This window comes from Enterococcus sp. 9E7_DIV0242 (assembly GCF_002140975.2).
In the GTDB taxonomy this organism is placed as follows: Bacteria; Bacillota; Bacilli; order Lactobacillales; family Enterococcaceae; genus Enterococcus_L; species Enterococcus_L clewellii.
Window position 1 is genome coordinate 4,398,024 of record NZ_CP147247.1, and the last position, 24,542, is coordinate 4,422,565.

Consider the following 24,542-nt stretch of genomic DNA (forward strand, 5'->3'; position numbering starts at 1 on the left):
TATCTGTTACTATTTCATGCTAGTTATTGAGGTTTTCATTTCTTCTAGGTTATAATACTCTATATATTATAAAGTTAGGACCGATGACATGAAAAAAATAATTCGAGTGGTTGGCGCTGTTATTGAAAAAAATGGTTTAATCTTATGTGCGCAACGTGGAATAGATAAATCTTTAGGTGGCTTCTGGGAGTTTCCAGGTGGAAAGATTGAAGAAGGAGAAACGCCTCAGCAAGCTCTTGAACGTGAGATTAAAGAGGAGCTGCTTTGCAAAGTGGCTATAAAAAACAAGATTGTTACAGCAAAGCATGAGTACGATTTTGGTATTGTTGAGTTAACGACATTTTTCTGTGAACTGCTTTCTGGCGAACCTAAGTTGACAGAACATGAAAGTATTAAATGGTTGGCTGTTTCTGAATTGAATTCGTTAGAATGGGCGCCAGCAGATATTCCAACAATTGATTTGCTAGTAAAAGGAGTTTAATCATGGAACATTCTTTGTTAGAACATTTTCAAAATTCTTTAGAGCATAGTTTCATTGATCAGGATAAAGATTACAATGATTTATACAAGGCTAGATTATTGACGAACAATGAAGAAGAACGTAGCTTTGTACTAAATGAAATTGAAGAAGAACTTAGCACCTGCAAGGAATTTTTCTTTGCGGTTGCTTTTATTACAGAAAATGGGTTACAGCCATTAAAAACTGTATTAGCTGATTTAGCAAAGAAAGGTGTTCGAGGACGGATTATTACTTCGAATTATCTTTTTTTCAATGCGCCTAAAATGTTTCAAGAGCTTCTTAAGCTAAAAAATGTTGATGTCCATATTACTGATATGGAAGGATTTCATGCTAAAGGCTATTACTTCAAGCATGAAGATCATGAGACATTTATTTTAGGCAGCTCAAATCTAACTATCAAAGCTCTAAAGGTGAATTGTGAATGGAATTTGAAATTGAATTCATTAGCTAATGGTGAGTTAGTCCATTCAATGAAAAATAATTTTGAGAAAATGTGGTTAAATTCGTTTACGCTTTCTGAAGCTTGGATTAGTGACTATAAGAAAAAGTATAAGCCCATTTTAAATACCAGAAAAGTTGATGGATTAGAGAGTCCAATTGTATCAATAGATGAAGCCGGCTTGAAGGATGACATAGATAATAGCTATCAAGCAGCATATATTAAGCCAAATGGAATGCAACAACAAGCGTTAAAAGAGATACAACGAGTTCGTGATGAAGGGAAACAGAAGGCGTTAGTTATTTCAGCGACAGGTACAGGAAAAACGTATTTATCTGCTTTTGATGTGAGAAACTATGCACCTAAAAGATTATTATTCGTAGTTCATAGAGAACAAATATTGGGAAAAGCAATGGAGGACTATAAGAAAATAGTTGGTGGAAAAGATAATCAATATGGTATTTTGTCTGGTAGTAAAAAAATAACAGACGAAAAATATGTTTTTGCCACGATTCAAACATTGTCTAAAGCAGAGACTTTGAATGGCTTTGCAAAAGATGAGTTTGATTATATCTTAATAGATGAAGTGCATCGAGCAGGAGCAAAAAGCTATAAGTCAGTTGTTGATTATTTCGAGCCGGATTTCTTTTTAGGAATGACAGCTACTCCAGAACGAACAGATGATTTCAATATTTATGAACTATTTGATTACAATATTGCTTATGAAATACGATTACAGGAAGCTTTAAAAGAAAATATGCTTTGCCCGTTTCATTATTTTGGCATTAATGATCTAGAAATAGATGGAAGCTCAGTTGAAGATATGTCTGTTTTCAATCAATTAGTAGGCAAAGAGCGAACGGATCATATTTTTGAGCAACTTGATTACTATGGACATTGTGGTGATCAGGTTCATGGACTAGTTTTTTGTAGTAACAAAAAAGAAGCTTTTGAACTAGAAAAAATCTTCAATAAACAAGGCTTGAGGGCAAAAGCATTATGTGGTGACCATAAGATGGAAGACCGAGAAAAGGCTGTTAAGGATTTGGAAGAAGGGCGTTTAGACTATATTATTACTGTAGACATTTTCAATGAAGGAATCGATATTCCTCCAGTAAATCAAGTAGTAATGTTGCGAAAAACTAAATCAAGCATCGTTTTTATTCAACAATTAGGTAGAGGCTTAAGAAAATCTGCTGGCAAGGATTTCGTAACGATTATTGATTTTATTGGAAATTATGACAATAATTATTTAATTCCAATAGCACTAACAGAAGATCAATCATTGAGTAAAAATGATTTGCGAAAGAAAACAATGGCGATGAAATATCTTTCTGGAGTATCAACAATAAGCTTTGATGAAATATCAAAGAACAAGATTTTCCAATCTATAGAGTCGTCTAAACTAAACAGCGGTATGAACTTTAAAGAAGCCTATAAGAACTTGAAAAATAAAATTGGTCACATCCCGATGCTTTTAGATTTTATCCAAAATGATACTGTAGACCCTATATTAATAGGAAGCTATAAAAAGAATTATCATAACTTCCTTATTTGGATGAAAGAGGAAGTTTCAAAGATTTCAAACTATGAAAACCAAGTTTTGACGTTTCTTTCAAATGAATTACTCAATGGAAAAAGAAATCATGAGCTTCTATTATTAAATACGCTAATAGAGAGTAAAAGTATCTCAATTTCTGAGTTTTTTAAGTATTTACAAAGAAAGAATTATCCAGTGGATACTACGATAAAAAACTCCATCAATAGAATTCTTAGCTTGGATTTTTTTGTAGAAACTGATCGAAAGAAATATGGAGACCAGCCTTTAATCAAGATTGAAAAAGATACGTACTATTTGGCAGAAGATTTTTCAAAATGTTTAGACAAAAATCCATGGTTTCATAAAAATGTAATGGATGTGATTAACACTTCCTTCGAAAGAAGTAACCGCTATGACTTAACTCGTCCATTAACCTATAATGAGGTTTATACGAGACAAGATGTTTGTAGGTTATTGAACTGGGAAAATGATGAAAAGGGAACGATGTATGGTTATCGAATTAAGTATGATACTTTTCCAATTTTCGTGAATTACCATAAAGATGATTCCATTGATAATAGTGTGAAATATGAAGATGAGCTGATTGATAGACATACTCTACTATGGTATACAAAGGCAAACAGAAATATGAACAGTGCTGAAGTTAAAGCTTTAATAAATTACGAAGAATCAGATTTAGCTATTCATATTTTTGTTCAAAAAGAAGTCAACCAATCAAGTGAGTTTATCTATCTTGGACAAGGATATCCCAAGAAAAAGACAATAGAACCACAGGTTGTGAAAGACAAAAATGGAAAAGATACAGATATAGTCCATGTAGAATTAGCTTTAGAAAAACCAGTCCCATTAGAAACCTATGATTTTATAAAACAAAGATAGTCATAAGCGATGGAAAGAGAATTCTTATCCATCGCTTATTTTCTCTCCCTCAATCATCTTCTCAATTCCCTGAGCTTCTCTCAAAATTAAATCCCCATAATCCTTCTGAAACACCTTAAAAATTTTCGCACAGGTATGATAATCTCGTATAATCTTCTTCTTGTTGACTGGTGGATTCTCATCAGAGAAAAAGATTTCTAGGATTTCCAGCATGCTTTGCCAAGAGCTCAATCGCTCATTGATTTCTTGTAGCGTAAGTATTTCGTGGTAGGGGATGGCTTTGACACAGTTCACTTGTTTTTTCATGGTTGATACTCCTTTTTGGTAGATTCGATCATTATGTAGTGTATTCGGCGTTCATTTTCTAGAAATCAAGAAATCGATAGAGTGTTGCAAGAAAAATTTGTCCTTGTGTAGCAATCTTTCTTGAAATTAGGTACAATAACAGTTGGGCAACTTGTATAGATGGTTACAGCTGTTTATACAGGGCTTTGTCGTTCGGTTGGCGCCAGACGACGAAGTGCCTTTTTTATTTTGTGCTGAAACTTGAGTAAGGTATTCCTCATCATTCTCTTGCTTTTTTTAGTAGTCTTTGTATTCTTTTTATATTGCAGGATAGAAAAAAGACGATAGCGAGATGAACCCTGCTATCGTCTGCAATAGTCAACAAATAATACTGGTATGCTTACAGTCCATGGGTAAAGGAGTGATTGTCCTTTTTAGGTCAAGGAGAATTGGGTAGACTGAAGCAATCAGTTTGTTTGTGCTACTGGCGACTTGCAAGGCAGTTACAGCTGTCTCTACAAGGCTTCATTGATGCGGTTGGCGCCGAATCAGGAAGTGCCAATTATCTATTCAATTGTCATTATTTTCTATCCTACGCCATTTAGTATAGCCGAAAGAAATGGCTGTTGCAATGCGAACAAATGTTAAATAACATCAACGTGTGCTTCCTTTTAATATATAAGGAAAAATAACATGAAAAAATTTTTGTCGTTTGTAAATTATAGAGAGCTCAATTCTTAAGTACCTACTTTGTTTTAGACTTGAACACCAAAAATCCCCTGAATCATTGCCCAGAAAACTACTAGTAAGAGAAACGCCCATCCTCCGGCAATCTTTTTTGTGATAAAGATTTTTTTTGAAGTAAAGGCTGTGTACAAGGCATTGGAGCACACAACAAATATAGAAAGATATTCTATCGCCTTCAAAAAGTCTCCGTTTTTTAAACTGTCAAAGAATACACCGATGGACCCCATAACGAAAAAGGAAAGAAAAAATATCCAAACTAGTTGTATCGTAGTTTTCGGAGTTCTACGGGGACTCCTATCCTTAGGTCGAGGTGGTATCGTCGATTGTCGGCTTGGTCTTTTTGGTGAAATAGTGGGCTTCGCGGTGGTTTTGACCTTTTCTTCAATGACAGAAGAGCCATTTTCATAAACCGTATGACAATAAGGGCAAGTGTAGACAGAAGCATCTTTTACCAATTCTACACTACCACATGCTTCACAATATATTTTCTTCATTTTTTTCTCCTTTTTTGTGTTCTAGCAATTATTATACACTTTTACAATTAACTGATTCAATCTAATTCTCAAAGAATGTGATTCTTCTAAAATGGAGGGTTATGAAACAAATTAGCGGAGGGGAACAGCTAATGGTTGTAAACTAGAAGAGTGAGAGCGCTATTTCTGGAAACCGAATGAATGCTGCTTGTTTTCCTAAATGGTCAGTGAAAATGACTATGTCCATTATGAAAGTCATGATTTATAATAAGCATATAAAAAATCTTCAAGAAAAGGAGCACCCCTATGTCCAACCAACAACTACCAAGCTTCAAATACAGCCCCAACCTTGAATCGATCGGTATTCTCAATAACAAGGAGAGTACCTGTGAGTGCTGTGGAGACAGAGTGACTAAATCGATCAGCCATATGTACTGCGTCGATGAAATCCAATGTATTTGTCTGAACTGTGTATCTAATGGAAAAGCGGCAGAGAAATTTGATGGGGATTTTATTCAAGATGCTGAACATGACCAAGTGACTGATCCGGCAAAAATTAAAGAACTGTTTCAACGAACCCCTGGCTATATCAGCTGGCAGGGAGAATACTGGTTGGTGCATTGTCAGGATTTTTGTGCTTATCTTGGTGAGGTTGGAACGAAAGAACTGGAGGAGCTGGGGATAGCCGATCAGGTGATTTCCGAGTATGAAGCGTTAGACGAATATGAGGATATTCGACCCTATTTAGTAAAGTCTGGCTCGATGTGCGGGTACCTATTCCAATGCCTGCATTGTGGAAAATACCGATTATGGGTAGATGCCGACTAAGTACGATGTTGTGGTTGCCCGCCCAAGAATCGGTTTTTTACTTGAAGAAGCCATTTTTTGAATCATTAGAAAAGGACATAGCAGCCGCTATGTTCTTTTCTTTGCTCGCATTTTTTGTAATTTCAAATTGAAAAATTATTCCATTCTCACATCTGTTTATCATTAAAAAGTAATTGGAATTTTCAGAAATCTTCGTTTTTCTCTTTTTCTATAACAAAACTTGGTATATACTTGGAAAAGCAAAAAAATTTTAAAGGAGATTAGGCAAATGGAATGGATCAAGTTAATCGGTATTTTGATTATTTTAGTTGGATTTATTTTTAAGTTTGATACGATCGCAGTCGTGTTGATTGCGGCGTTTGTAACAGCAATGGTATCAGGGATATCGATTGTAGAGTTTTTAGAAATGTTGGGAGAGGCGTTTGTTTCCAATCGTTTGGTTACGTTGTTCTTATTGACCTTACCAATGATCGGGATATCTGAGCGATTCGGGTTGCGCCAACAAGCAGTGGTGTTGATCGAGAAGATCAAGAGCCTGACGCCGGGACGTTTTATCACCATTTACTTGATAATTCGAGAACTGGCCGGGGCATTCTCTATTCGTATCCAAGGACATACGCAGTTTATTCGTCCTATTGTTAATCCAATGGCGCAAGCAGCGGCTGAGAACAAATACGGCAAGCTGGATGAAGAGGATGAAGAGAAAATCAAGGCTCGCGCAGCTGCAAATGAAAACTTCGGGAACTTTTTTGCACAGAATACCTTTGTTGCAGCGTCAGGTGTGTTGTTGATTACAGGAACGATGAAATCGTTGGGCTATGAAATCGCGGAATCATCTGTCGCTAAAATGTCGATTCCTATCGCTTTGATCGTGTTGATTTTAGCAGCAGGATACAATCTATTGATGGATCGAAAATTAGCGAAGAAGTACGGCAGTAGACAGGATAAAGGAGGACAACAATAATGGAACAATTGATTACGAACTTATTGGAGTTTTTCTATATTTTGATTGGGCTCCTATTGATAGCAACGGCAGTGAGAGTATTCAAGGATGAGACACATCCTACACGTTTGGGAACATCGGCTTTCTGGCTGCTTTTAGGAATTGTTTTTGCTTTTGGTAATTTTATCCCGTTTTTGATTGACGGTATTATCATCATCCTGATGGGTGTGTTGACATTGTTCAAACAGGTTCGGATCGGCAAGCTGGCTGATGTGGATGAAGAGGTTGCAGAAGCTTCAGCAAAACGTGTGGGCAGCTGGATTTTCTTACCATGTATCCTTTTAGCGTTATTCGCTGTTGGAATCTCTTATACACCATTAGGCGGTCAGGTTGGGATCGGGATCGCGTCTATTCTGACCCTATTGATTGCGATGCTTATTACCTCCGCAAAACCAAAAACGGTGGCAGACGATGCAGACCGTATGATTCAACAAGTTGGGACAAGCGGTATTTTACCACAGTTGTTAGCAGCACTAGGTGTTATCTTTAACGCTGCTGGTGTTGGAACAGTTATTTCTAACGGGATTTCCGGGTTTATTCCAGAAGGCAATCGTTTTATAGGTGTTGTTGCATACTGTCTTGGTATGGTGATTTTCACGATGATCATGGGGAACGGTTTTGCGGCTTTCACTGTGATTACGGCTGGAATTGGAGTACCGTTTGTTATCGCTCAAGGGGGTGACCCAGTTGTTGCCGGAGCACTTGCAATGACTGCCGGCTTCTGTGGGACTTTACTGACTCCGATGGCCGCGAATTTTAATGCTTTGCCAGCGGCTTTATTGGAAATGAAAGACCCGAATGCGGTCATCAAAACGCAAGCACCGATTGCAGCGATTCTGATTGTTGTGCATATCGCATTGATGTATTTCTTAGCGTTTTAGTTAAATTGATTGCTTGAAATTGCATGGATGAAAGAGAGGGTGTATCATGGGTTTATTCTTTGAATAGAAGCCAAGATATGACCTGAATTGTAGCATCAGCTCAAATTAAACAAGTAGTAGTAAGACAGCTATTTTGTTAGTGAAACAACGGGTAAATGATGGACAGTGGTAGAGACCTAGTTGTCATCATCAGCTTTAGAGAGCAAAAGAATACAGAGAAGGAGCGAAATAAATCATGAAGATTTTAGTTACAGGATTTGATCCTTTTGGCGGAGAACCAATTAATCCGGCGTTAGAAGCAGTAAAAGGCTTAGCTGATACGATCAGTGGAGCAGAAATCATCAAACTTGAGATTCCTACGGTCTTTGGAAAATCAGCTGAGGTGGTGAGAAAAGCGATTCTTGAGCATCAACCAGATGTTGTTTTGAATATTGGTCAAGCAGGTGGCCGTTTTGCCCCATCGCCTGAACGTGTAGCGATCAATGTGGATGATGCGCGTATTCCTGATAACGAGGGCAATCAGCCAGTGGATGAAGCAATTCAAACGGATGGTGAGCCTGCTTACTTCACACAGCTGCCAATCAAAGCAATGGTAGCTGCTATGAAAGAAGCTGGATTCCCGGCAGTTGTTTCCAACACAGCTGGAACATTCGTCTGCAACCACATCATGTATCAAGTGCAATATATGATCGATAAAGAGTTCCCTAATATGACGGGTGGGTTTATCCATGTTCCATTTATTCCGGAACAGGTTGTAGATAAAGTCGGTCAGCCATACATGAGTTTAACTGATATCACGAAGTCTTTAGAGAAAGCGATCGAAGCGATTGTTGCCTATGATGGCAAAGAGGATATGAAGGCTATAGGGGGTGCCATCCACTGATGGATGGAAAAGAATTACCGTTATTTACCTATGGCAGTCTGATGAAGGACTTGTTCAATTACCAAAAATATCTGAATGGGAAAGTCAAAGGAACACCAAGAAGAGCGCGGATTAAAGGGCAACTGTTTCATATGAATGAGAAGCAGTATCCCGCATTGCTTTCCGGTGCCGACTGGGTCTATGGAGAAATTTTTGAGCTCAGTGATTTCGAGCAGGATATTTCCTCTGTAGATCGATTGGAGAATTATTTTGGTGTTGAGGATGCGCGTAATGAGTATGAACGTCGCGTCGTTGAAGTCGAGGTGTTTGATGAAAACACGGGGACCTTTAGTCTGACGGAGAAAGTTTATTGCTACCTCTATGTGGTGGACAACGATCCTCGTTTTAATCAGCACAGCTTGTATTTGAAAGATGGCAATTGGCGGAATTACCATGAACGTATCGCCAACTAAGTGAAGAAGGTCTAGATGAAACACTCTTGGAATCAGTTTTTACTGATTTTCAAGAGTGTTTTTTTATCGGAATATTGATGGAAAAACAGGAGGACGAATGGTCGGAACTATAGTAAAATAAAAGGATAAAAGAAATGATCGGTAGGCTTTCTTAAACGAGTTTTATGAGAAGAGAGAGAACGAGAATGAGTGGAATAAAAAAGGAGTCGGAGAAATTGACAAGGGGAAAAGTAAAAAAAGGCATAGTGATAGTAGCAGCTGCTGTTCTCATTTTTATGGGGGTTCGGGCGCTGTTCATTTTTTGGCTTAGAGGCAAAGAGGTCAGTAGTATTCAGACGGACAGAGAAGTGATTGAACGTTATTTCCCAGATTTTCCGGAGACTCAGGGGCTTTATTGGGTTTCAGCGGTGGAGAAAAGAGCGATTGGTCCGGCAATAACTGAACTTTATATTTATGCTCAATTGGAAGAAGCTGAGTTTGCTCATCTAATCGAGGGCACCTCTTATTCAGAGGTTTTGAGTTTGCCATTGTTTTTTCAGCCTAAGCAATTGAAAGGGCCTTTTCGTTGGCGAAGATTGGAAGAATCGAAGCACCCGTTACGGTTGCATTCTGAGCTTCATCGGACGATTTACATTGAGTTGGAAAAGTCTTTAGTATTTATCGAAGCCAATGGAACAAACCTATAGTTCGAGCATAGACGGGATGGCACAAACGAAAAATAAGTGTCTTTCACTCATAGCGAGAGGAAAATCAAGAAAGAAGAAGGCGGTAGAAAATGAAACACGTGTTAGTTGTTGAGGATGATGAGAATATTTGCCAGCTATTGCGGCATCTCTTTCAAGAAAAATATCGATTGACGATTGTTCAATCGGGGACGGAAGCAGTGATTCAAATTGCTGAAAATCGTTTTGATTTAGTCTTATTAGATCTGATGTTACCAGGGGTTACGGGTGAAAGTGTACTGAAAATGATCAAAAGGGAGTCATCTGTGCCGGTAATCATTATGACGGCGGTCAATGATAAGAAAAAGACTGTTGAGCTGTTAAAAGACGGTGCGGCTGATTATGTAACAAAGCCGTTTGATATCGACGAACTGGAAGCGCGTATGGAGGTTCAACTGAGAAACAATGTTGTAGCAGCGCCGAAAAGTGAAGAGCTGATTTTCAAAAATTTGTCATTAGATAGTGAGAACTACGAGGTTGCGGTCCATCATGAAAAGCTGGATGTATCTCACAAAGAGTATCAGCTATTGGAACTGCTTCTGAATTACCCAAATAAAATCTATTCAAAAGCAAATCTTTACGAACGTGTATGGGGAGACTCATATATCGGTGGAGAAAACACAGTAAATGTGCATATCAGTACACTCAGGAAAAAGCTGAAAGAGGCTGATCCGGAAAATGAGTATATTGAAACAGTCTGGGGGATGGGGATTCGTCTGGCGAAGGAGGACAGCTGATATGTTGTTAATAATTTTAGGCGTTGCATTATTTCTAATGGGCATTTATTTAGTATTTTTATTGACTGATTTGAGAAATATTGTCCGTCAACTAAAATATATAGTGATTGAAGAGACGAATGCTGAGTTGGTTTCGACCTCCAAGATTTCGTTGGTTCGCCAGCTGCTAGATCAAAATAATCGATTGATCCGTAAAAATAAACACCATTATCAAGAGCAACGGCAAAAAGAAAAGCAGCTTCATCAATTATTGTCTAACTTGACCCATGATTTGAAGACGCCATTGACTGTCTCATCAGGCTACACGCAGCTTTTGTTGAAAGATCCGGCATTAGCAGAAAAACAGGAGATGATTCAAAAGATCGACAATAGTCTGACCTCGATTTCTCACTATCTAGGCTACCTGATGGAATACAATTTGATTCAAGAAAAGGGTGTGGCACTTGATTTGGAGCAGTTGGATTTATCAGAGCTGCTAAGGGAGAATCTGTTCACTTTTTATGAGGAATTTCAGGAGCGAAAAATGCCCTTGTCTGTTGAAATTGCAGAGACTGGGCGATTGATTTCGGATCGTACGGTCCTTCAACGGATTTTTCAAAATGTATTAGGAAATATGCTGAAGCATGGGTGTCAGGAATCTGAGGTGAGATTGTACAAGGAAGTAGAGCAATGGGTGATTTGTTTTACTAATGGGATCGAGCAGCCAATTGCTGATCCGCAACTGATGTTTCAACGGTTTTTAACAGAGGACTCTTCCAGAACCAATAAGAGTACGGGCTTAGGTCTCCATATCGTGAAGGAGCTCGTAGAATTGCTGGATGGTGAAATAGAGCTAAAATCAGAGGACAACACTTTCGAATTGATAATTAAGCTGAAAAACAGTCAGAGACAATAATCTCTGACTGCTTTTTCAGCATATTATAGTTCTTTCTGACGGATGATCAGAGCACTTCCTGCTAAGGATAAGACAATCAACGCTAGGCTGACTGCTGCGTAAGGAAAGAGTTCTTTGACGGAAAGCGCTCCGACACCAATCTGTTGTACAAGCCCAAAGAAATCTAAGTATTTTAATCCTTCAAATTTAGTGATCAACGCGAAGATTTGAATTGCCATCGGATAAACGACCACAAAGACAGAGGCAAGTACCAAACTATTACTGCTGACTAGAATCAACGAAGCCAAGCTGAATATTACACTGATGATCAGGCTGACACCAATCGCCATAATCAGTGTATCCCATAAAAACGGAGCAAGTGCGGTATCGCCAAACCCATATTTGATGGAAGCAATAACCACAGCACCACCATAATACAAGACGGTTGCTACAAAGAAAAACAGTAGTTGAATCAAGTATTTTGATAAGACAAAGGTCATGCGAGAAACACCGGCAGTTAAACTGTTCTTGTAGGTACGTTGAGAAAATTCATAGCCAAATAGGATAACGAATAGACCAATCAAAAAGTAAACCAGAAAAGCACTGGAGAAAGAAGCATATTGCACTGCCATTTTTAAATTCCACTGAACAGCCCCGATATCCACTTTGTCTTCCATATTGACTCCTACACTGCCGACGGATTGAGATAAGACGATCAATGCGGCATAAGCCATCATTAAAATCATAGTGATGTAAAATCCTTTTGTACGTAATAGGCGATAAATATCTGCTTTTATTAATCGAATCATTATTCTGCCCCTCCAATTTCTTTGACTAGATTTGTATAGTAATTTTCCAGACTGATTTCTTTTTTTCCTATAAAGGAAATATCAATGTTATTCGTAACCAGTAAGCGGTTGACCACCGGGATCGATAGACTGCTATCGTGAATTCTCAGCTCCTGATCATTTGTCGCGGTAAAGTCTTTTGTGAGCTGTTCTCTTACAATAACAGACGCTAAATTGATATCATTGACATGAATAATAATGTCTTCGGTACAAAGAGCATCAAAATCCGTTTTTGTGATTTCCTGGATCATTTCGCCTTTGTGGATAAAGCCAAAGCGAGTGGAAACCTGATAGAGCTCTGTTAAGATGTGACTGGAAATCAAAATTGTCGTGTTGCGTTCACGATTGATTTTTTCCAAAAGCTCCCTAAACTCAATGATCGCGATAGGATCAAGCCCATTTATTGGCTCATCAAGAATGAGAAAATCAGGATTATTGACTAGGGCCATCGCAATACCTAAACGTTGCTTCATCCCTAAAGAGAAATTTCTGAATTTCTTTTTGCCGGTTTCTGCCAAGTTGACAAATTGAAGCATTTCTTTGATAACAGAAAAATCGTGGATTCCCTTTTGAATACAGATGATTTTCATGTTTTCATAGGCCGACAGCTTGCTGTAAGCAACAGGCTCTTCAATAACGGCACCAATGTGTTGCAGCGCTTGGGTATAGCTGCTCTGCTTTTTACTTCTTCCGAGTAAAACGATTTCTCCATCTGATTCTTTCGATAGGTCGGTGATCAGCTTCATGATGGTTGTTTTACCGGAACCGTTTCGTCCAATCAAACCATAAATATCTCCTTTTTTTACTTCTAAAGAAACATGGTTTAATGCTTTTTCTTTTCCAAAATTTTTCGATACATTGTTTAAAGTTAACATAGCTTCATTCATAATTCTTCGCTCCTTTGTATTTGTTGAGGAAACACGTCAGGTAACAGCCGAGTTTCGTCGATTGTAAGGTCCGCTGTCCGTAACAACTAGAGGTTCCTGTACCAGAGTAACGGCGCTCCTTTTATTTGTTGAGGAAACACGTCAGGTAACAGCCGAGTTTCGTCGATTGTAAGGTCCGCTGTCCGTAACAACTAGAGGTTCCTGTATCAGAGTAACGGCGCTCCTTTGCATTTGTTGAGGAAACACGTCAGGTAACAGCCGAGTTTCGTCGATTGTAAGGTTCGCTGTCCGTAACAACTAGAGGTTCCTATACCAGAGTAACGGCGCTCCTTTTATTTGTTGAGGAAACACATTAGGTAACTGCCAAGTTTCGTCGATTGTTGGGTCCGCTGTCCGTAACAACTAGAGGTTCCTGTACCAGAGTAACGGCGCTCCTTTGTATTTGTTGAGGAAACACGTCAGGTAACAGCCGAGTTTCGTCGATTGTAAGGTCCGCTGTCCGTAACAACTAGAGGTTCCTACGCCAGAGTAACGGCGCTCCTTTTCTCTACGCTTATAACTATACCAACTGATTCTTAACTGGTCTCTTAATCAATTCTTAATTAACTCTTAAATCTATCAATACCCATTAATTTTATTCCAAAAAATTCGTTGTTCATTTTTCGGATGCACAGATTGAAGGAAGGGCTTATAATCAAAGAGAATTAGATGAGACTACTTTCATATGTGATATGTGTCTGATGATAGTTTTGAAGCACAAAGATTGGACTGCCGTGTATTCGGTTTTAGGTAGCTAGGGAAGTTCTGCTCTTATATTGCAGACTTTAGATAGGAGAGATTAGGATGATTACGAATGAAAAATTAAAGTTGGTTTATTACCAAGCTCTTTTAGAAAGAAATACGGAATATGATGGTATTTTCTTTGCTGGAATCAAAACGACTGGGGTCTTTTGCCATGCGACGTGCCCAGCACGAAAACCAAAGTATGAGCACTGTTCTTTTTATGAGACGGCTGAAGAAGCATTGCTGTCAGGTTTTAGACCATGCAAACGCTGCAAACCATTATCTTTTCCTCGTTCCGTACCTGAGACGGTACAAAAGATGGTTGAGCTGGTAGAAGCTGAACCGGAAAAGCGTTGGAGTGACAAGGATTTTACAGCACTAGGCATTCATTCAGCCACAGCGAGAAGACAATTCAAAAAAGTCTATGGTATGACTTTTGTACAGTTTGCGAGAGCGCGGAGGATGGGGATTGCAATGAAGACAATAAAAAATGGAGAGAAAGTCATCGATACGCAGTTGGATGCTGGTTATGAGTCAGCGAGTGGTTTTCATGATGCGTTTACTAAAATCATGGGCAGAAAGCCGATACAGTCGAAGGACTTAAAGGTTCTTTATGCTGACTGGATCGATACAGAGCTTGGGCCCATGATGAGCATAGCCGATGATGAGTATTTATACCTATTGGAATTTGTGGATCGTCGTGGGCTAGAGCGAGAAATAGAGCGGCTTCGTAATCGCTTGAACGCACAGATCATTCCGGGGAAAACAATAATTTCTGAACAAATCAAAGATGAGCTGCAACGCTATTTCACAAATGAACTAGACGAGTTCAAAACACCATTTATTCTAATTGGTTCTGATTTTCAAAAGAGCGTTTGGACACAGTTATTGCAGATAGAGAGTGGGAAAACGTCTTCCTACAAAGAAATGGGAATAAAGCTAAATCGACCGAATGCTTCACGAGCTATCGGGAATGCAAATGGTGCGAATCAGCTGGCGATCATTGTCCCTTGTCATCGAGTGATTCAATCAAATGGTACCTTGGGTGGCTATGGTGGTGGCTTGGAAAGGAAACAATGGCTTTTGAACCATGAAAAGAATAAAGCCAAGAAGGCTGAACAGTAAAAAAACACTATAGTAAGTAATTGAATAAACAATGGATCGAAACAGGTGTTTCAAACATCTTCCGAAATTTCAGAAAGACGAGCACGATATTTAGGATTTTCGATTGATTCATTATGGTGTTACCCTTCGACGTTAGCCGTTTCTTAAAAAAGTTAAAAGATTCTTCTGATTGGCTAAAATTTGTCTTAAATCAAAAATGAGAAACCCATTTGCTTCTATTTAGAAGTGTGTTACAACTGTCCTTGGATTGATTTTGTTGTAATGAGGCTTTGTGTGAGTTGTTTGACGTTTTTTTTGATAGAAAGAATGCTAAAAAAATCCGCTTTTTTATGAGGAAATAACGAGTGTTCTTTCCTTTATTCTCATATTAATTCGCTTTCATTTTAACTTGGAAAAAATGCAAATCTTTGTCAAATTTTTTAATGCCATGGTATACTTTCAACGATTAAAGAAAGGGAGAGATAATATGGTATCAAAAAAATTGGCATTATTAGGTTTAACAGCAGTAACAACTTTAGTATTGGGCGCATGTGGTGCGGATGATAACAAGGATTCCGCAAGCAGCTCATCTTCATCAACAACAGAAGTAAGCACTGCGGATAGTAGCACAACTGATGTTGTATCAACAGCTTCTGTAAGTGATGATCCTGCCGTTCTTGAAACAGCTTTATCAGCAGATGGTAACTGGATCGTTGCGGCAACAAAAGATGTGACGTTCACAAATGATATTACTGTTTCCGGTGAATTCCATGACAAAGGTGACGATAGCAGCGATATCTACAGAAAATTAGCCTTGTATTCTCAAGATGCTGACCGTAATGTTACAGCTGAATACACAATCACTGTTCCTACATTGACTGTGGAATCAGAAAACTTCAACATCGTTCATGGTACTGTGAAAGGTGATGTTGTTGTTAAAGCGAACGGCTTTGTATTAGATGGTGCAAAAGTTGATGGAAACGTGACTTTTGAAAAACAAGAATACCAAGATTCAGCAACAATCGATAAAGATGGTGCTTCAGTAACTGGTGAAGTTACTGTTAGTGAATAACTAGTAAGATTGTCAGTTTAGACAAGCAATAGAGGCTCATTACTTAGGACTACGGCATGTAAATGTCGTGGTCCTTTTTCTTTGTTCACAATTCCAAAAACGTAAGATGTTTGAGTTTATTACTGAAATTGTTGTTTTCTTAAATAATATTTTATATTAAAACTTTTAATATATCGTTTACATATAGTTTTTCAAACTTAGTTTAAAGATTTATTTTTGCTTCTATAAAACAAGTATTATAAAGAAAGACAGATTGTTATTAGCGCAATTTTTTGTTATAATAAGCTAATTATATTTGTGCTGTAGCTAAGTGATTGTTGCGTTCGTTTCAATGTGCAATAAACAGAAACTTTCACGTAGTGCTTACTAATAATCAGACGGTTCATTGCTTAAAATGAAGAAAGCACTCTTGGTGCACCTCTTTTGGTAGATACGCAAGCTTAATGTGAGCTTGCTTGTTCGTATTTCTATGAGATGTTGAAAGGGGCACAAACTAAATTTTTCAGTTAGTATTTTCGCGTTATTTTTTGTTTTGCCAAGGATAACATCATTGGATAGAGGGGGGAAAGAATGGATATTGGAGAGACATTAAAGTTCATTAGGAAAAACAAAAAGCAGTCACAGAGAGAAATTTCTAAAGGATATCTTGATTGGACAGCGTATTCGCGAATTGAAAGTGATGAACGCTCTGTTCGGCTCAATGATCTACAGAGTGTGCTAAATAAAATGTCTGTGAATGTACATGAATTTTTTTCCTTTGCTAAATTTGATTATGAGCAGCAGCAGTTTAGAGAGCTGTTTGTTCGCTGTAAGGATCAACCGGAGAACGAGAAGCTGAAAAAACAGTTGATTGCTTACTATAAAAAGCTGGCTATCAAGCCGACGAAAGATTTACGGGAGCTGTCCAATCATTTGGCCATAAAGAGTTGTTTTCATGAGCAGTGGGAAGAGATTCCAGCAATAAGCGAAAGTGACAAGAATTTGGTTTACCGATTATTGATCAAGAAAAATTACTATTTTCAATATGACTATATTATATTGGCTAACATGATTCCTTATTTTTCTGAGTCGCAAGCGAATGCAATCATAAAAAAGGCAATTCCAATCAAAGATGAGGAAAAAAGAGATGAGACAACGAAGAATAGTGCATTTAACGCGTTGTTGAATCTGATTCATGTCAGAATCTATGAGGGCGAGTGGCTTCTTGTAAAGAAATATGTGAAGTTGGCGAAAAGACAACCTGGATTTTTAAAAAGCTATAAACACAAACTAATTCTTTATTATTTAGATAGTCTGTTCACATTTCTTCTGACAGAGGACCCAAAAGCTTTAGAGAAAACGCAATTATTCATAAAATTAACAGAGGATATAGGAGACCAAGGCAAGGCGGAAGCTATGCGCGAAGAATTGGCTTTGCTTATTCAAAAAAAGAACAATACATCTGCTGTTGAAACGATAACTCAACGACCACTCACTTTAATTAGAGAAGGGTAATCTTATGTCAGGCACTTTCCCAAAAGGTAAAAATACTTTTTAGGCAGTCTGACATCTGGTTGCTCCTTTTTTTTACCTCTTCAAGTGGTAGGGAAAGAAAAGCTATTTCTCATGTGTCCCTCATTTTACAAGAAAAACACAAGAGATATTTTGACAATTTCATGGAGTAATAGTACCCTAATAGAGGCTTTGTTATAGTTTTCACGAATGAATCAGGAAAGGAGTCAGCCATTGACCTATGTAGCGTTGCAGAGCCTCTCAAAACAGTATGTTGGCAGAGAGGAATGGGCTTTAAGAGAGTTTCAGCTTTCAATAGAAAAAGGGGAGTTCATCGCAATTGTTGGACCGAGTGGGAGTGGTAAATCGACACTTTTGAATATGCTGACTGGATTTGAAAAAATAACAGAAGGAACGTTTGTCTTGGATGGTGAGGATGTGACCGCTGCTTCGCCAAAGGATCGGAATATTGCTATGGTTTTTCAGGAGTATGCTCTTTTCCCACATATGACAGTCGAAGAGAATATTTCGTTTGGCATGAAGGTTCGCCGTGAAGAGAAGCAAGCAATCAAAGAAAAGCTGCATTGGGCAGTGGAGAGTCTTGAACTAGGAGAGCTGTTGGGTGAGAAACCGAAAAATCTTTCTGGTGGTCAGCGACAGCGTGTTGCCTTAGCGAGGGCGATCGTCAGAGAACCAAAATTATTCTTACTGGATGAACCGTTGTCCAATTTAGATGCTAAGCTGCGTGAGCAGACGGGGACTTTGATTCGTCAAGTGCACGACAGGTTGGAGGCGACAACAATTTTTGTCACGCATGCGCAGGATGAAGCAATGACCTTAGCCGATCGAGTGGTGGTGCTGAAGGACGGTGTGGTTCAACAAGTTGGAACGCCGCGTGAGATATATGAATCACCGGTCAACTTATTCACTGCAAGCTTTGTCGGGCGACCTGAAATCAATCAATTTGCAGGAGATATTCTTGCGGACGGCTCGCTTATGATCCATTCTGAGCAGATCAGTTCGGCACATTATTCAGCAGAAGAGCAACCAGTGACCGTTGCTATTCGGAGTGAAGATATTCATTTGACGAATAAAGCAGAGGGGTTAAAAGGGCTCGTTCAGAAAATTCGCTATATGGGCAGTGATCAGCTGCTTTCAGTTTTGTGGAAAAAAGAATCATTGATTCTTAGGGTTTCGGCAAATGTGGATGTGGCGATTGGACAGGAAATCAATTTTATAGTTGATCAAAAAAAACTGTTCGTTTTTAGTTGCACCGATCAGAAAAAAATAAATGAAACACAAACGGAGGAAAATAAATGAAGAAGTTTTTGACTGCAGGGGTAGTGCTTGGATTAAGCTTGGTACTGACAGCATGTAACACTGCGAAGGATGAAAAAAGTGAGACGAGCGAGGAGACAGTGAGCGGAGAAATTACGGTTGTAACGAATCGTGTAGATGCCGATGAGCTGTATGAAAAAATCGAAACAGCGTTTAAGAAGAAGTATCCGGAAGTAACGGATATCAAGTGGGAGGCATCAGGTACTGACTACGACCAATACATCGCAACCAGAATGAATACAACGGACTATGGCGATGTTGTTTTCATTCCGTTTTCAATGGCGGGCACTCCGACAGACTATGAAAAATACTTTGAACCACTTGGTAAAGTGGATGCAATGGAGAAGGACTATATTGATGTGACGGAAGCTGATTATGAGGATACGGTTTATGGCCTCCCGACTGTTCTGAATTCTTTGGGCTTGGTTTATAATCAAACTGTTTTTGAAGAAGCAGGAATCAAAGAGCTGCCTACCTCTACGGATGAGTTGATTGTTGCAGCGAAACAGATCAAAGAAAAGACCGGAGCGATTCCATTTTATACAAACTACCAACGACTAGCGGTCTGGGCCGGTGCACTTTCTTCTTATGGTGGTGAGGATTTCAAATCAGCGACCTTGGAAAAGGGCACTGCGTTTTCAGAAGGTCAGCCAATTCGCGAAGTGATGGATTTGATTTATGAACTGGCTTCAAATGGCTTGATCGAACCTGATCCGGTGACTCTGGAAGGACAACAAGCACAGCAACAGTTGGCGGATGGGAAAATTGCGATGTTGATGAGCGGATCACAGGATGTAGCGCCGATTCAAGCTTTGACGGATGAAAAAGAGACGATCGATATCATGCCATTCCCTGTTTTACTCGATGACAAAACAAGTCTTGCGTTAGGTGCACCGTCTGTTATTGGGATCAATAAGAATACAAAGAACAAAGCAACAGCAAAAGCATTTTTGGAATTTTTCATTTCTCCTGAAAGCGGCTTTGCGGCAGATATGGGTGGAATGACCCCGGTTAAATCTGAGCTAAATGAAGAAGAAAAGAAACTTGTTGAAGAAAATAATGTGATTTTGACCGCACCCGCAGCTTCAGCTGAAGTTGAAACACGCTATTCTGCTATTGCTAATGAAGCAGGCGTCGCTCGTCTGACGGATGCGTTGCAGAAAATCGTCAACATTGGTCTGTACCCTGAGCAAAATGAAAGCTATGATGCGTATGTAAGTAGCTTAGAATCGAAATGGGAAGCAGCTGCTAAGAACCATGAGTGATCAGCTGACACGTGAGGAGAAGAGAATCATTTTTCTCTTTCTCCTTTTTCCTGTTGTATTGATGCTTCTTTTCGGTCTGATTCCGATACTGATGTTGGTTTATAACAGCTTTACCGATTGGGATGGTCTATCTGCTGAGAAAAATGTGGTCGGCTTTGCCAACTATATAAAAATCATAAAGGAGCCTGCCTATTTTGCGGCCTTCAAAAATAATCTTTATTATCTAGCTTCAGGCATCATTCAAATCATTTTGGCGTTGCTGCTAGCTGTGATTTTGTCGATGAAAACAAAAGGAAAGACCTTCTTTAAAGCAGTATTTGTTTTTCCTATTCTAATCAGCGGAGTTGCTGTATCAATGATTTTCCGACTGTTCTTTGAGCCGGACGGTTCATTTGATCAGCTGCTGCAGTTTTTCCATCTCGGCAAGCTTTCACGCTATTGGCTAGGTGATCCACGTCTGGTCAATGTTACCTTGGCATTTATTTCTTTGTGGCGTCATTTAGGGACCAGCTTCTTATTGTATTTTTCTGCAATCCAGAGTATTCCAACCGTATATTATCGAGTCGCCGAGTTAGAAGGGGCAAGCTTCTGGCAGCAGCTGCGTTGGATTATTTTACCTAATATCCGTACAGTATTGAAGTTGAATTTTGTGTTATTGACGATCGGTGCAGTCTCAGCCTTTGAGATCCCATTGATCATGACGAATGGATCAAATGGAACAACAACATTTTTACTCCAAACAATGAAAACTGCATTTGATCAAAAGCTGGTAGGACTTGGCTCGGCAATGGCGGTTGTCATGACACTACTCATTATTTTATTGAGTGTGATTCAACAGAAATTTCAGCAGGAGGAAAAGAGATGAAGCGATTTATTCGTATAGGTATAAAATATGTTTTGTTGCTTTTCTGGCTGTTCGTTTGTTTGTATCCGCTGCTTATCGTTTTGCTGGGGTCCTTCAAGAGCTATGAAGAATTTAATGCCAGCTCGGGTTTGACACTTCCAGAGCAGTTGGATTTCACCAACTACCAATTGGCGTTTCAACAAGGAAAAATCGTTACTGGCTTTATCAATACGTTTATTTTGGTTTTCTTTGGTGTCATTGGCAGTGTGCTGATTGGGTCGATGACGGCTTACGTCTTGAATCGTTTTTCTTTCCCTTTTAAAAAGCTGTTGATCGGTGGGTATTTTCTACTGTCGATGGTACCAATGGTCGTGTCGCAAATTTCGACCTTTAAAATCATTGTTGCATTAGGCTGGTATGACAAGCTGATAGCGCCAATCATTATTTACTTGGGGGCAGATGTCGTGATGATTTTTATCTACTTGCAAATGTATGAAAAAATTCCAAGAGAGCTGGATAAAGCAGCGATTTTAGAAGGAGCAAGCTATTTTCAAGTGTATTGGAAGGTGCTTTTTCCCTTATTATCACCTGCAACAGCTACTGTAAGTATGTTGAAAATGATCAGCATCTATAATGATTTTTATCTCCCTTTTCTTTATCTTCCGGGAGAAAATCATGGGACGATCGCGACTTCTTTGTATCGTTTTATCGGGCCAAATCAGACGAACTGGCAAGTCATTTGTGCGCTGATCATTATCAGTATTATTCCTATGTTGATTTTTTATCTTATTCTGCAAAAATATATTTATAATGGTTTGGCTGGAGGTGTCAAAGGGTGATACAGGAAGCATTCATATATTTAAGAGGTTTTGCGAAACGGAGCTATTCTGTGATGGAGATTCGAACCGGCTTTGCTACAGGACTGCCTGTGTTGAGCGGTGGTTTGTTTGGGGCCTGTCTCGTTGGTCAAATCAAGCTGCTTGAGTTGCTGTTGTTTACGATCGCCGGTTTTTCCTTTAACATTATTGCGAACACAGCCAATGAAATGAGAGCCTTTTTGGCCAACGAAGAAAACGAGGAAACGTTTACTGGGCATAAAGGAAGCGAGGGGCTGGTACGTGGGGATGCCCGTTTTACGGATGCTGTGCTGATTCTTCTTTTGATGCTGGGGCTTGGAGGCGGAAGCGGCTTACTGCTTGTCTGGCTGACGAAAAGCGTCTGGCTGTTTTTCTGGGGCTGTGTGTCAGTAGTTGCAGCAGTCACCTATTCGCTGGGACCGAAGCCCTATTTATTATACCCAATTACAGAGCTGGTTTCTGGCTTCTTTGTAGGCGGCCTGAGCTGCTATTTATCTGCCTATGTACAGACCGGTTACAATAGCTGGGTCCTCGTTTGGTATAGCTTGATTGCGATGATTTTTACGATCTTTTTGATGTCAACGAACAATATTGGCGACTATAAAAAAGACATGGGTGTTCGTGTTACATTGCCGCATGTGATTGGCTTTCGTAATGCCATCTTATTGTTGATTCCAGAAGCGATCATCATGCTTCTCGCATGGACCGGATTATTTTTTCTACAAGTCATTCCTTGGTGGCAGTACCTTATTGGCTGGTTGATTTTTTACCGTCAAGGGTACGTCAGGTGGTATAAGGATTACTACACTATTCAAGAGGTTTATCCTGAAATGGGGAGAGAATATGGGCCACGACCACTATTATTAATTTATCATTTTCACGGATGGATGAGCCTGCTTTTCATTATTCGATTGTTAGGAGAGAGACAATGACTACGATTCGACTATATCAAAATAAAGTAAACCCTTTAGTTTTACCAGTGATTTTGGCTGATCGCTTGGGCTATTTCGAACGTCGCCAAGTACCTGTTGCGCTTGAGCTTTCTGAGACCTTCCAATTTCATTCGAATAAAAGCTTCGTAGGCAATAATGTGGAGGCGGTGATGGGTGATCTGACCTTTTTCTTTGATTATTTGAACCAAGGGAAAGAAGCTGTGGTGACCTCTACCTTGACTCGGACAATCAAGCTGATTGGCTACCCGGAGACCGCAAGGAAAAAAGGAGTACGTGTTGGTGCCGCCAGTAAGGGGCTCTTTCCATTCTTTCTTGAGTATGACTTGAAAAACCGTTTTGATGCTCCTGAAATCATTTGGATTGATAATACCTTTGAACGTATTGAAGCACTAAGAAAAAATAAAATCGATGCCCTGGTTGCAATCGAACCATTTATTCATCAAACGATGCAGGAACTACCTGTTGATGTCCTTTGGGATTCGAAAGATAGTGACAAAACGATGGTTATGTGGTGCTTTGATAAGAAATTTTATTTGGAGAATCAAGCACTTGTTCAGAATTATCATCTGGCATTGGAAGAAGCAGCTGTTGATTTTAATCAGTTGTCACCTGAAGAGAAGATGAAGACCTGTATTGAGGTTGCCGATTATACAGCAGAAGCGGCACAAGAGATGAGAAATTTCCTATTTGAGCCTCAGAAAAATTATTCAAAAAGAGATTTTCAATTATTGGCTGATTGGCTAGCTGCTCATGAGAAGCTAGATAAACGAGTAGACGCAAAAGGGTACATTGCAGATATTTTTTAGCATTTTACTGTAGCTGATTTACGGAGCTGTATAGAGTAGAAAGAGAAGACGTCAATTAAGTCATTCGTATCATAAAGTGCTGTCTATTCACAGGATAAATCTACAGTACTCCGATTGTTTCTCTTTACTTAAGTCATTCGTATCATAAAGTGCTGTCTATTCACAGGATAAATCTACAGTACTCCGATTGTTTCTCTTTACTCAGGTATAATTAAGTAAATTTGATTTTATGGAGGTTAGAAAGTGAAAATTGTAGAGGCAAGAAACAGAGACGCATTGTTGATAGAACGGTTAGTAGTGATCTGGGAAAGTTCAGTAAAGGCAACGCATCTCTTTCTATCAGAATATGAAATAGAGAACATTAAGCAATATGTACCGCAAGCATTAAAAGAAATCCCTCATCTAATTATTGCAGAAAATGAGGAACAAGTTCCTATAGGATTTATGGGAATTGTAGAGAACCATCTTGAAATGCTCTTTATTTCTCACGAAGAAAGGGGAAAAGGAGTGGGGAAAGAATTGCTTGAATATGGAATAGAAAAATATTCGGTCAATGATTTAGCAGTTAATGAGCAAAACCCTCTTGCTAAAGGCTTTTATGAACACATGGGATTTGAAGTATATAAAAGAACAGAACGTGATGAACAAGGGAATCCGTATCCACTTTTATATATGAAATTGAATTGATACATTTCAATTTTTCTACAAAATGAGACCGCCAAACATTGTCGTGTTTGACGGTCTCCATTTTGTAGTACTAATTATCTAATTGCATCCAATGCCTCTTCTAAGGCTTCTACTTTCGCGTAAAGGCGTTGAATTTGAATTTCATTTTCGATATAGTTGATGGAATTGCCCAATTGCTCTTGCCGACGATCTTCTAAACGTTCTACTTCTTTTTTTGCTTCATTTGCCAATTTAGTGATTTTATCAATTGATTCTGACATAGGTTAATCCCTCCATATTCTTTATTCTATTTTCAGTTTACGCTTGCCTTATAGTATATTCAA

General features: G+C 39.0%; 26 protein-coding genes. 21 read left to right on the top strand and 5 right to left on the bottom strand.

Annotated features, from left to right (window positions below; genetic code table 11):
• Window positions 1–88: 88 nt before the first annotated feature.
• Window positions 89–481 (top strand): (deoxy)nucleoside triphosphate pyrophosphohydrolase, encoded by a 393-nt coding sequence (locus A5888_RS20480; protein ID WP_086349284.1) that lies wholly within the window; start codon window positions 89–91, stop codon window positions 479–481.
• 2 nt (window positions 482–483) lie between these two features.
• Window positions 484–3,399 carry a DEAD/DEAH box helicase gene (locus tag A5888_RS20485; RefSeq protein ID WP_339101820.1) on the top strand — a complete coding sequence of 972 codons (2,916 nt, stop codon included), beginning with the start codon at window positions 484–486 and terminating at the stop codon, window positions 3,397–3,399.
• Window positions 3,400–3,423: 24 nt separating this feature from the next.
• Here the strand turns inward: A5888_RS20485 and A5888_RS20490 are convergent, their stop codons facing one another.
• Window positions 3,424–3,705 (bottom strand): hypothetical protein, encoded by a 282-nt coding sequence (locus tag A5888_RS20490; RefSeq protein ID WP_086349285.1) that lies wholly within the window; start codon window positions 3,703–3,705, stop codon window positions 3,424–3,426.
• Between the two features lie 404 nt (window positions 3,706–4,109).
• Here A5888_RS20490 and A5888_RS20495 point away from each other — a divergent pair, with 404 nt between their 5' ends.
• A complete protein-coding gene (locus A5888_RS20495) occupies window positions 4,110–4,289 on the top strand; it encodes a hypothetical protein (RefSeq protein WP_170924781.1) in 180 nt (59 codons plus the stop codon).
• A gap of 150 nt (window positions 4,290–4,439) precedes the next feature.
• Here A5888_RS20495 and A5888_RS20500 read toward each other — a convergent pair whose 3' ends face one another.
• Entirely contained in the window at window positions 4,440–4,925 is a 486-nt protein-coding gene (locus A5888_RS20500) for a TFIIB-type zinc finger domain-containing protein (RefSeq protein ID WP_086349288.1), read from the bottom strand.
• A gap of 285 nt (window positions 4,926–5,210) precedes the next feature.
• On the opposite strand from A5888_RS20500, the gene A5888_RS20505 reads away from it, so the two are divergent.
• The 8 genes from A5888_RS20505 to A5888_RS20540 all read left to right on the top strand — a co-directional run bounded on the left by A5888_RS20505 (window position 5,211) and on the right by A5888_RS20540 (window position 11,305).
• The gene (locus A5888_RS20505; protein ID WP_086349289.1) at window positions 5,211–5,732 is read left to right on the top strand and encodes a CbrC family protein; all 522 of its coding nucleotides are present in this window, start codon (window positions 5,211–5,213) and stop codon (window positions 5,730–5,732) included.
• A 268-nt stretch (window positions 5,733–6,000) separates the two neighbouring features.
• Window positions 6,001–6,696, top strand: coding sequence for a DUF969 domain-containing protein (locus A5888_RS20510; protein ID WP_086349290.1), 696 nt, complete (start codon window positions 6,001–6,003; stop codon window positions 6,694–6,696).
• On the top strand, window positions 6,696–7,616 hold the full coding sequence (locus A5888_RS20515) for a DUF979 domain-containing protein (protein WP_086349291.1): 921 nt from the start codon (window positions 6,696–6,698) through the stop codon (window positions 7,614–7,616). Before A5888_RS20510 ends, A5888_RS20515 begins: the two co-directional genes overlap by 1 nt.
• 235 nt (window positions 7,617–7,851) lie before the next feature.
• Window positions 7,852–8,499: a pyroglutamyl-peptidase I gene (gene pcp, locus A5888_RS20520; RefSeq protein WP_086349292.1), complete on the top strand. Its 648-nt coding sequence runs from the start codon at window positions 7,852–7,854 to the stop codon at window positions 8,497–8,499.
• Window positions 8,499–8,951 carry a gamma-glutamylcyclotransferase family protein gene (locus A5888_RS20525; protein WP_086349293.1) on the top strand — a complete coding sequence of 151 codons (453 nt, stop codon included), beginning with the start codon at window positions 8,499–8,501 and terminating at the stop codon, window positions 8,949–8,951. The genes pcp and A5888_RS20525 overlap by 1 nt, the downstream gene beginning before the upstream one ends.
• Before the next feature lie 185 nt (window positions 8,952–9,136).
• Window positions 9,137–9,637 carry a hypothetical protein gene (locus A5888_RS20530; RefSeq protein WP_086349294.1) on the top strand — a complete coding sequence of 167 codons (501 nt, stop codon included), beginning with the start codon at window positions 9,137–9,139 and terminating at the stop codon, window positions 9,635–9,637.
• Between the two features lie 89 nt (window positions 9,638–9,726).
• A complete protein-coding gene (locus A5888_RS20535) occupies window positions 9,727–10,410 on the top strand; it encodes a response regulator transcription factor (RefSeq protein WP_086349295.1) in 684 nt (227 codons plus the stop codon).
• A 1-nt stretch (window position 10,411) separates the two neighbouring features.
• Entirely contained in the window at window positions 10,412–11,305 is an 894-nt protein-coding gene (locus A5888_RS20540) for a sensor histidine kinase (RefSeq protein WP_170924782.1), read from the top strand.
• A gap of 23 nt (window positions 11,306–11,328) precedes the next feature.
• Here the strand turns inward: A5888_RS20540 and A5888_RS20545 are convergent, their stop codons facing one another.
• Window positions 11,329–12,093 (bottom strand): ABC transporter permease, encoded by a 765-nt coding sequence (locus A5888_RS20545; protein ID WP_086349297.1) that lies wholly within the window; start codon window positions 12,091–12,093, stop codon window positions 11,329–11,331.
• Window positions 12,093–13,019: an ABC transporter ATP-binding protein gene (locus tag A5888_RS20550; protein WP_339101821.1), complete on the bottom strand. Its 927-nt coding sequence runs from the start codon at window positions 13,017–13,019 to the stop codon at window positions 12,093–12,095. Before A5888_RS20550 ends, A5888_RS20545 begins: the two co-directional genes overlap by 1 nt.
• An 843-nt stretch (window positions 13,020–13,862) precedes the next feature.
• On the opposite strand from A5888_RS20550, the gene A5888_RS20555 reads away from it, so the two are divergent.
• From A5888_RS20555 to A5888_RS20600, 10 genes are all read left to right on the top strand, one after another.
• Complete coding sequence (locus A5888_RS20555; RefSeq protein ID WP_170924783.1) at window positions 13,863–14,927, top strand: bifunctional transcriptional activator/DNA repair enzyme AdaA; 1,065 nt, start codon at window positions 13,863–13,865, stop codon at window positions 14,925–14,927.
• A 466-nt stretch (window positions 14,928–15,393) separates the two neighbouring features.
• On the top strand, window positions 15,394–15,978 hold the full coding sequence (locus A5888_RS20560) for a polymer-forming cytoskeletal protein (protein ID WP_086349299.1): 585 nt from the start codon (window positions 15,394–15,396) through the stop codon (window positions 15,976–15,978).
• Between the two features lie 570 nt (window positions 15,979–16,548).
• Window positions 16,549–17,472: a helix-turn-helix domain-containing protein gene (locus A5888_RS20565; protein ID WP_086349300.1), complete on the top strand. Its 924-nt coding sequence runs from the start codon at window positions 16,549–16,551 to the stop codon at window positions 17,470–17,472.
• Between the two features lie 231 nt (window positions 17,473–17,703).
• A complete protein-coding gene (locus tag A5888_RS20570; protein WP_086349301.1) occupies window positions 17,704–18,789 on the top strand; it encodes an ABC transporter ATP-binding protein in 1,086 nt (361 codons plus the stop codon).
• Window positions 18,786–20,072 carry an ABC transporter substrate-binding protein gene (locus A5888_RS20575; RefSeq protein ID WP_086349302.1) on the top strand — a complete coding sequence of 429 codons (1,287 nt, stop codon included), beginning with the start codon at window positions 18,786–18,788 and terminating at the stop codon, window positions 20,070–20,072. Before A5888_RS20570 ends, A5888_RS20575 begins: the two co-directional genes overlap by 4 nt.
• Entirely contained in the window at window positions 20,065–20,937 is an 873-nt protein-coding gene (locus A5888_RS20580; protein WP_086349303.1) for a carbohydrate ABC transporter permease, read from the top strand. The genes A5888_RS20575 and A5888_RS20580 overlap by 8 nt, the downstream gene beginning before the upstream one ends.
• A complete protein-coding gene (locus tag A5888_RS20585; protein WP_086349304.1) occupies window positions 20,934–21,755 on the top strand; it encodes a carbohydrate ABC transporter permease in 822 nt (273 codons plus the stop codon). Before A5888_RS20580 ends, A5888_RS20585 begins: the two co-directional genes overlap by 4 nt.
• A gap of 53 nt (window positions 21,756–21,808) precedes the next feature.
• Window positions 21,809–22,705 (top strand): prenyltransferase, encoded by an 897-nt coding sequence (locus A5888_RS20590; protein WP_086349425.1) that lies wholly within the window; start codon window positions 21,809–21,811, stop codon window positions 22,703–22,705.
• The gene (locus tag A5888_RS20595) at window positions 22,702–23,532 is read left to right on the top strand and encodes a hypothetical protein (RefSeq protein WP_086349305.1); all 831 of its coding nucleotides are present in this window, start codon (window positions 22,702–22,704) and stop codon (window positions 23,530–23,532) included. Before A5888_RS20590 ends, A5888_RS20595 begins: the two co-directional genes overlap by 4 nt.
• 243 nt (window positions 23,533–23,775) lie before the next feature.
• Entirely contained in the window at window positions 23,776–24,219 is a 444-nt protein-coding gene (locus tag A5888_RS20600; protein ID WP_086349306.1) for a GNAT family N-acetyltransferase, read from the top strand.
• A 74-nt stretch (window positions 24,220–24,293) separates the two neighbouring features.
• Here the strand turns inward: A5888_RS20600 and A5888_RS20605 are convergent, their stop codons facing one another.
• Complete coding sequence (locus A5888_RS20605; protein WP_086349307.1) at window positions 24,294–24,479, bottom strand: hypothetical protein; 186 nt, start codon at window positions 24,477–24,479, stop codon at window positions 24,294–24,296.
• Window positions 24,480–24,542 lie beyond the last annotated feature (63 nt).

What these genes read in the sequence shown, in the direction of transcription:
- A5888_RS20550 (WP_339101821.1), bottom strand. Translation starts at nt 13,019, where the DNA reads ATGAATGAAGCTATGTTAACTTTAAACAATGTATCGAAAAATTTTGGA.
- A5888_RS20605 (WP_086349307.1), bottom strand. Translation starts at nt 24,479, where the DNA reads ATGTCAGAATCAATTGATAAAATCACTAAATTGGCAAATGAAGCAAAA.
- A5888_RS20555 (WP_170924783.1), top strand. Translation starts at nt 13,863, where the DNA reads ATGATTACGAATGAAAAATTAAAGTTGGTTTATTACCAAGCTCTTTTA.
- A5888_RS20490 (WP_086349285.1), bottom strand. Translation starts at nt 3,705, where the DNA reads ATGAAAAAACAAGTGAACTGTGTCAAAGCCATCCCCTACCACGAAATA.
- A5888_RS20515 (WP_086349291.1), top strand. Translation starts at nt 6,696, where the DNA reads ATGGAACAATTGATTACGAACTTATTGGAGTTTTTCTATATTTTGATT.
- A5888_RS20545 (WP_086349297.1), bottom strand. Translation starts at nt 12,093, where the DNA reads ATGATTCGATTAATAAAAGCAGATATTTATCGCCTATTACGTACAAAA.
- A5888_RS20560 (WP_086349299.1), top strand. Translation starts at nt 15,394, where the DNA reads ATGGTATCAAAAAAATTGGCATTATTAGGTTTAACAGCAGTAACAACT.
- A5888_RS20590 (WP_086349425.1), top strand. Translation starts at nt 21,809, where the DNA reads ATGGAGATTCGAACCGGCTTTGCTACAGGACTGCCTGTGTTGAGCGGT.
- A5888_RS20575 (WP_086349302.1), top strand. Translation starts at nt 18,786, where the DNA reads ATGAAGAAGTTTTTGACTGCAGGGGTAGTGCTTGGATTAAGCTTGGTA.
- pcp (WP_086349292.1), top strand. Translation starts at nt 7,852, where the DNA reads ATGAAGATTTTAGTTACAGGATTTGATCCTTTTGGCGGAGAACCAATT.
- A5888_RS20585 (WP_086349304.1), top strand. Translation starts at nt 20,934, where the DNA reads ATGAAGCGATTTATTCGTATAGGTATAAAATATGTTTTGTTGCTTTTC.
- A5888_RS20535 (WP_086349295.1), top strand. Translation starts at nt 9,727, where the DNA reads ATGAAACACGTGTTAGTTGTTGAGGATGATGAGAATATTTGCCAGCTA.
- A5888_RS20530 (WP_086349294.1), top strand. Translation starts at nt 9,137, where the DNA reads ATGAGTGGAATAAAAAAGGAGTCGGAGAAATTGACAAGGGGAAAAGTA.
- A5888_RS20510 (WP_086349290.1), top strand. Translation starts at nt 6,001, where the DNA reads ATGGAATGGATCAAGTTAATCGGTATTTTGATTATTTTAGTTGGATTT.
- A5888_RS20565 (WP_086349300.1), top strand. Translation starts at nt 16,549, where the DNA reads ATGGATATTGGAGAGACATTAAAGTTCATTAGGAAAAACAAAAAGCAG.
- A5888_RS20540 (WP_170924782.1), top strand. Translation starts at nt 10,412, where the DNA reads ATGTTGTTAATAATTTTAGGCGTTGCATTATTTCTAATGGGCATTTAT.
- A5888_RS20500 (WP_086349288.1), bottom strand. Translation starts at nt 4,925, where the DNA reads ATGAAGAAAATATATTGTGAAGCATGTGGTAGTGTAGAATTGGTAAAA.
- A5888_RS20505 (WP_086349289.1), top strand. Translation starts at nt 5,211, where the DNA reads ATGTCCAACCAACAACTACCAAGCTTCAAATACAGCCCCAACCTTGAA.
- A5888_RS20525 (WP_086349293.1), top strand. Translation starts at nt 8,499, where the DNA reads ATGGATGGAAAAGAATTACCGTTATTTACCTATGGCAGTCTGATGAAG.
- A5888_RS20580 (WP_086349303.1), top strand. Translation starts at nt 20,065, where the DNA reads ATGAGTGATCAGCTGACACGTGAGGAGAAGAGAATCATTTTTCTCTTT.
- A5888_RS20595 (WP_086349305.1), top strand. Translation starts at nt 22,702, where the DNA reads ATGACTACGATTCGACTATATCAAAATAAAGTAAACCCTTTAGTTTTA.
- A5888_RS20485 (WP_339101820.1), top strand. Translation starts at nt 484, where the DNA reads ATGGAACATTCTTTGTTAGAACATTTTCAAAATTCTTTAGAGCATAGT.
- A5888_RS20480 (WP_086349284.1), top strand. Translation starts at nt 89, where the DNA reads ATGAAAAAAATAATTCGAGTGGTTGGCGCTGTTATTGAAAAAAATGGT.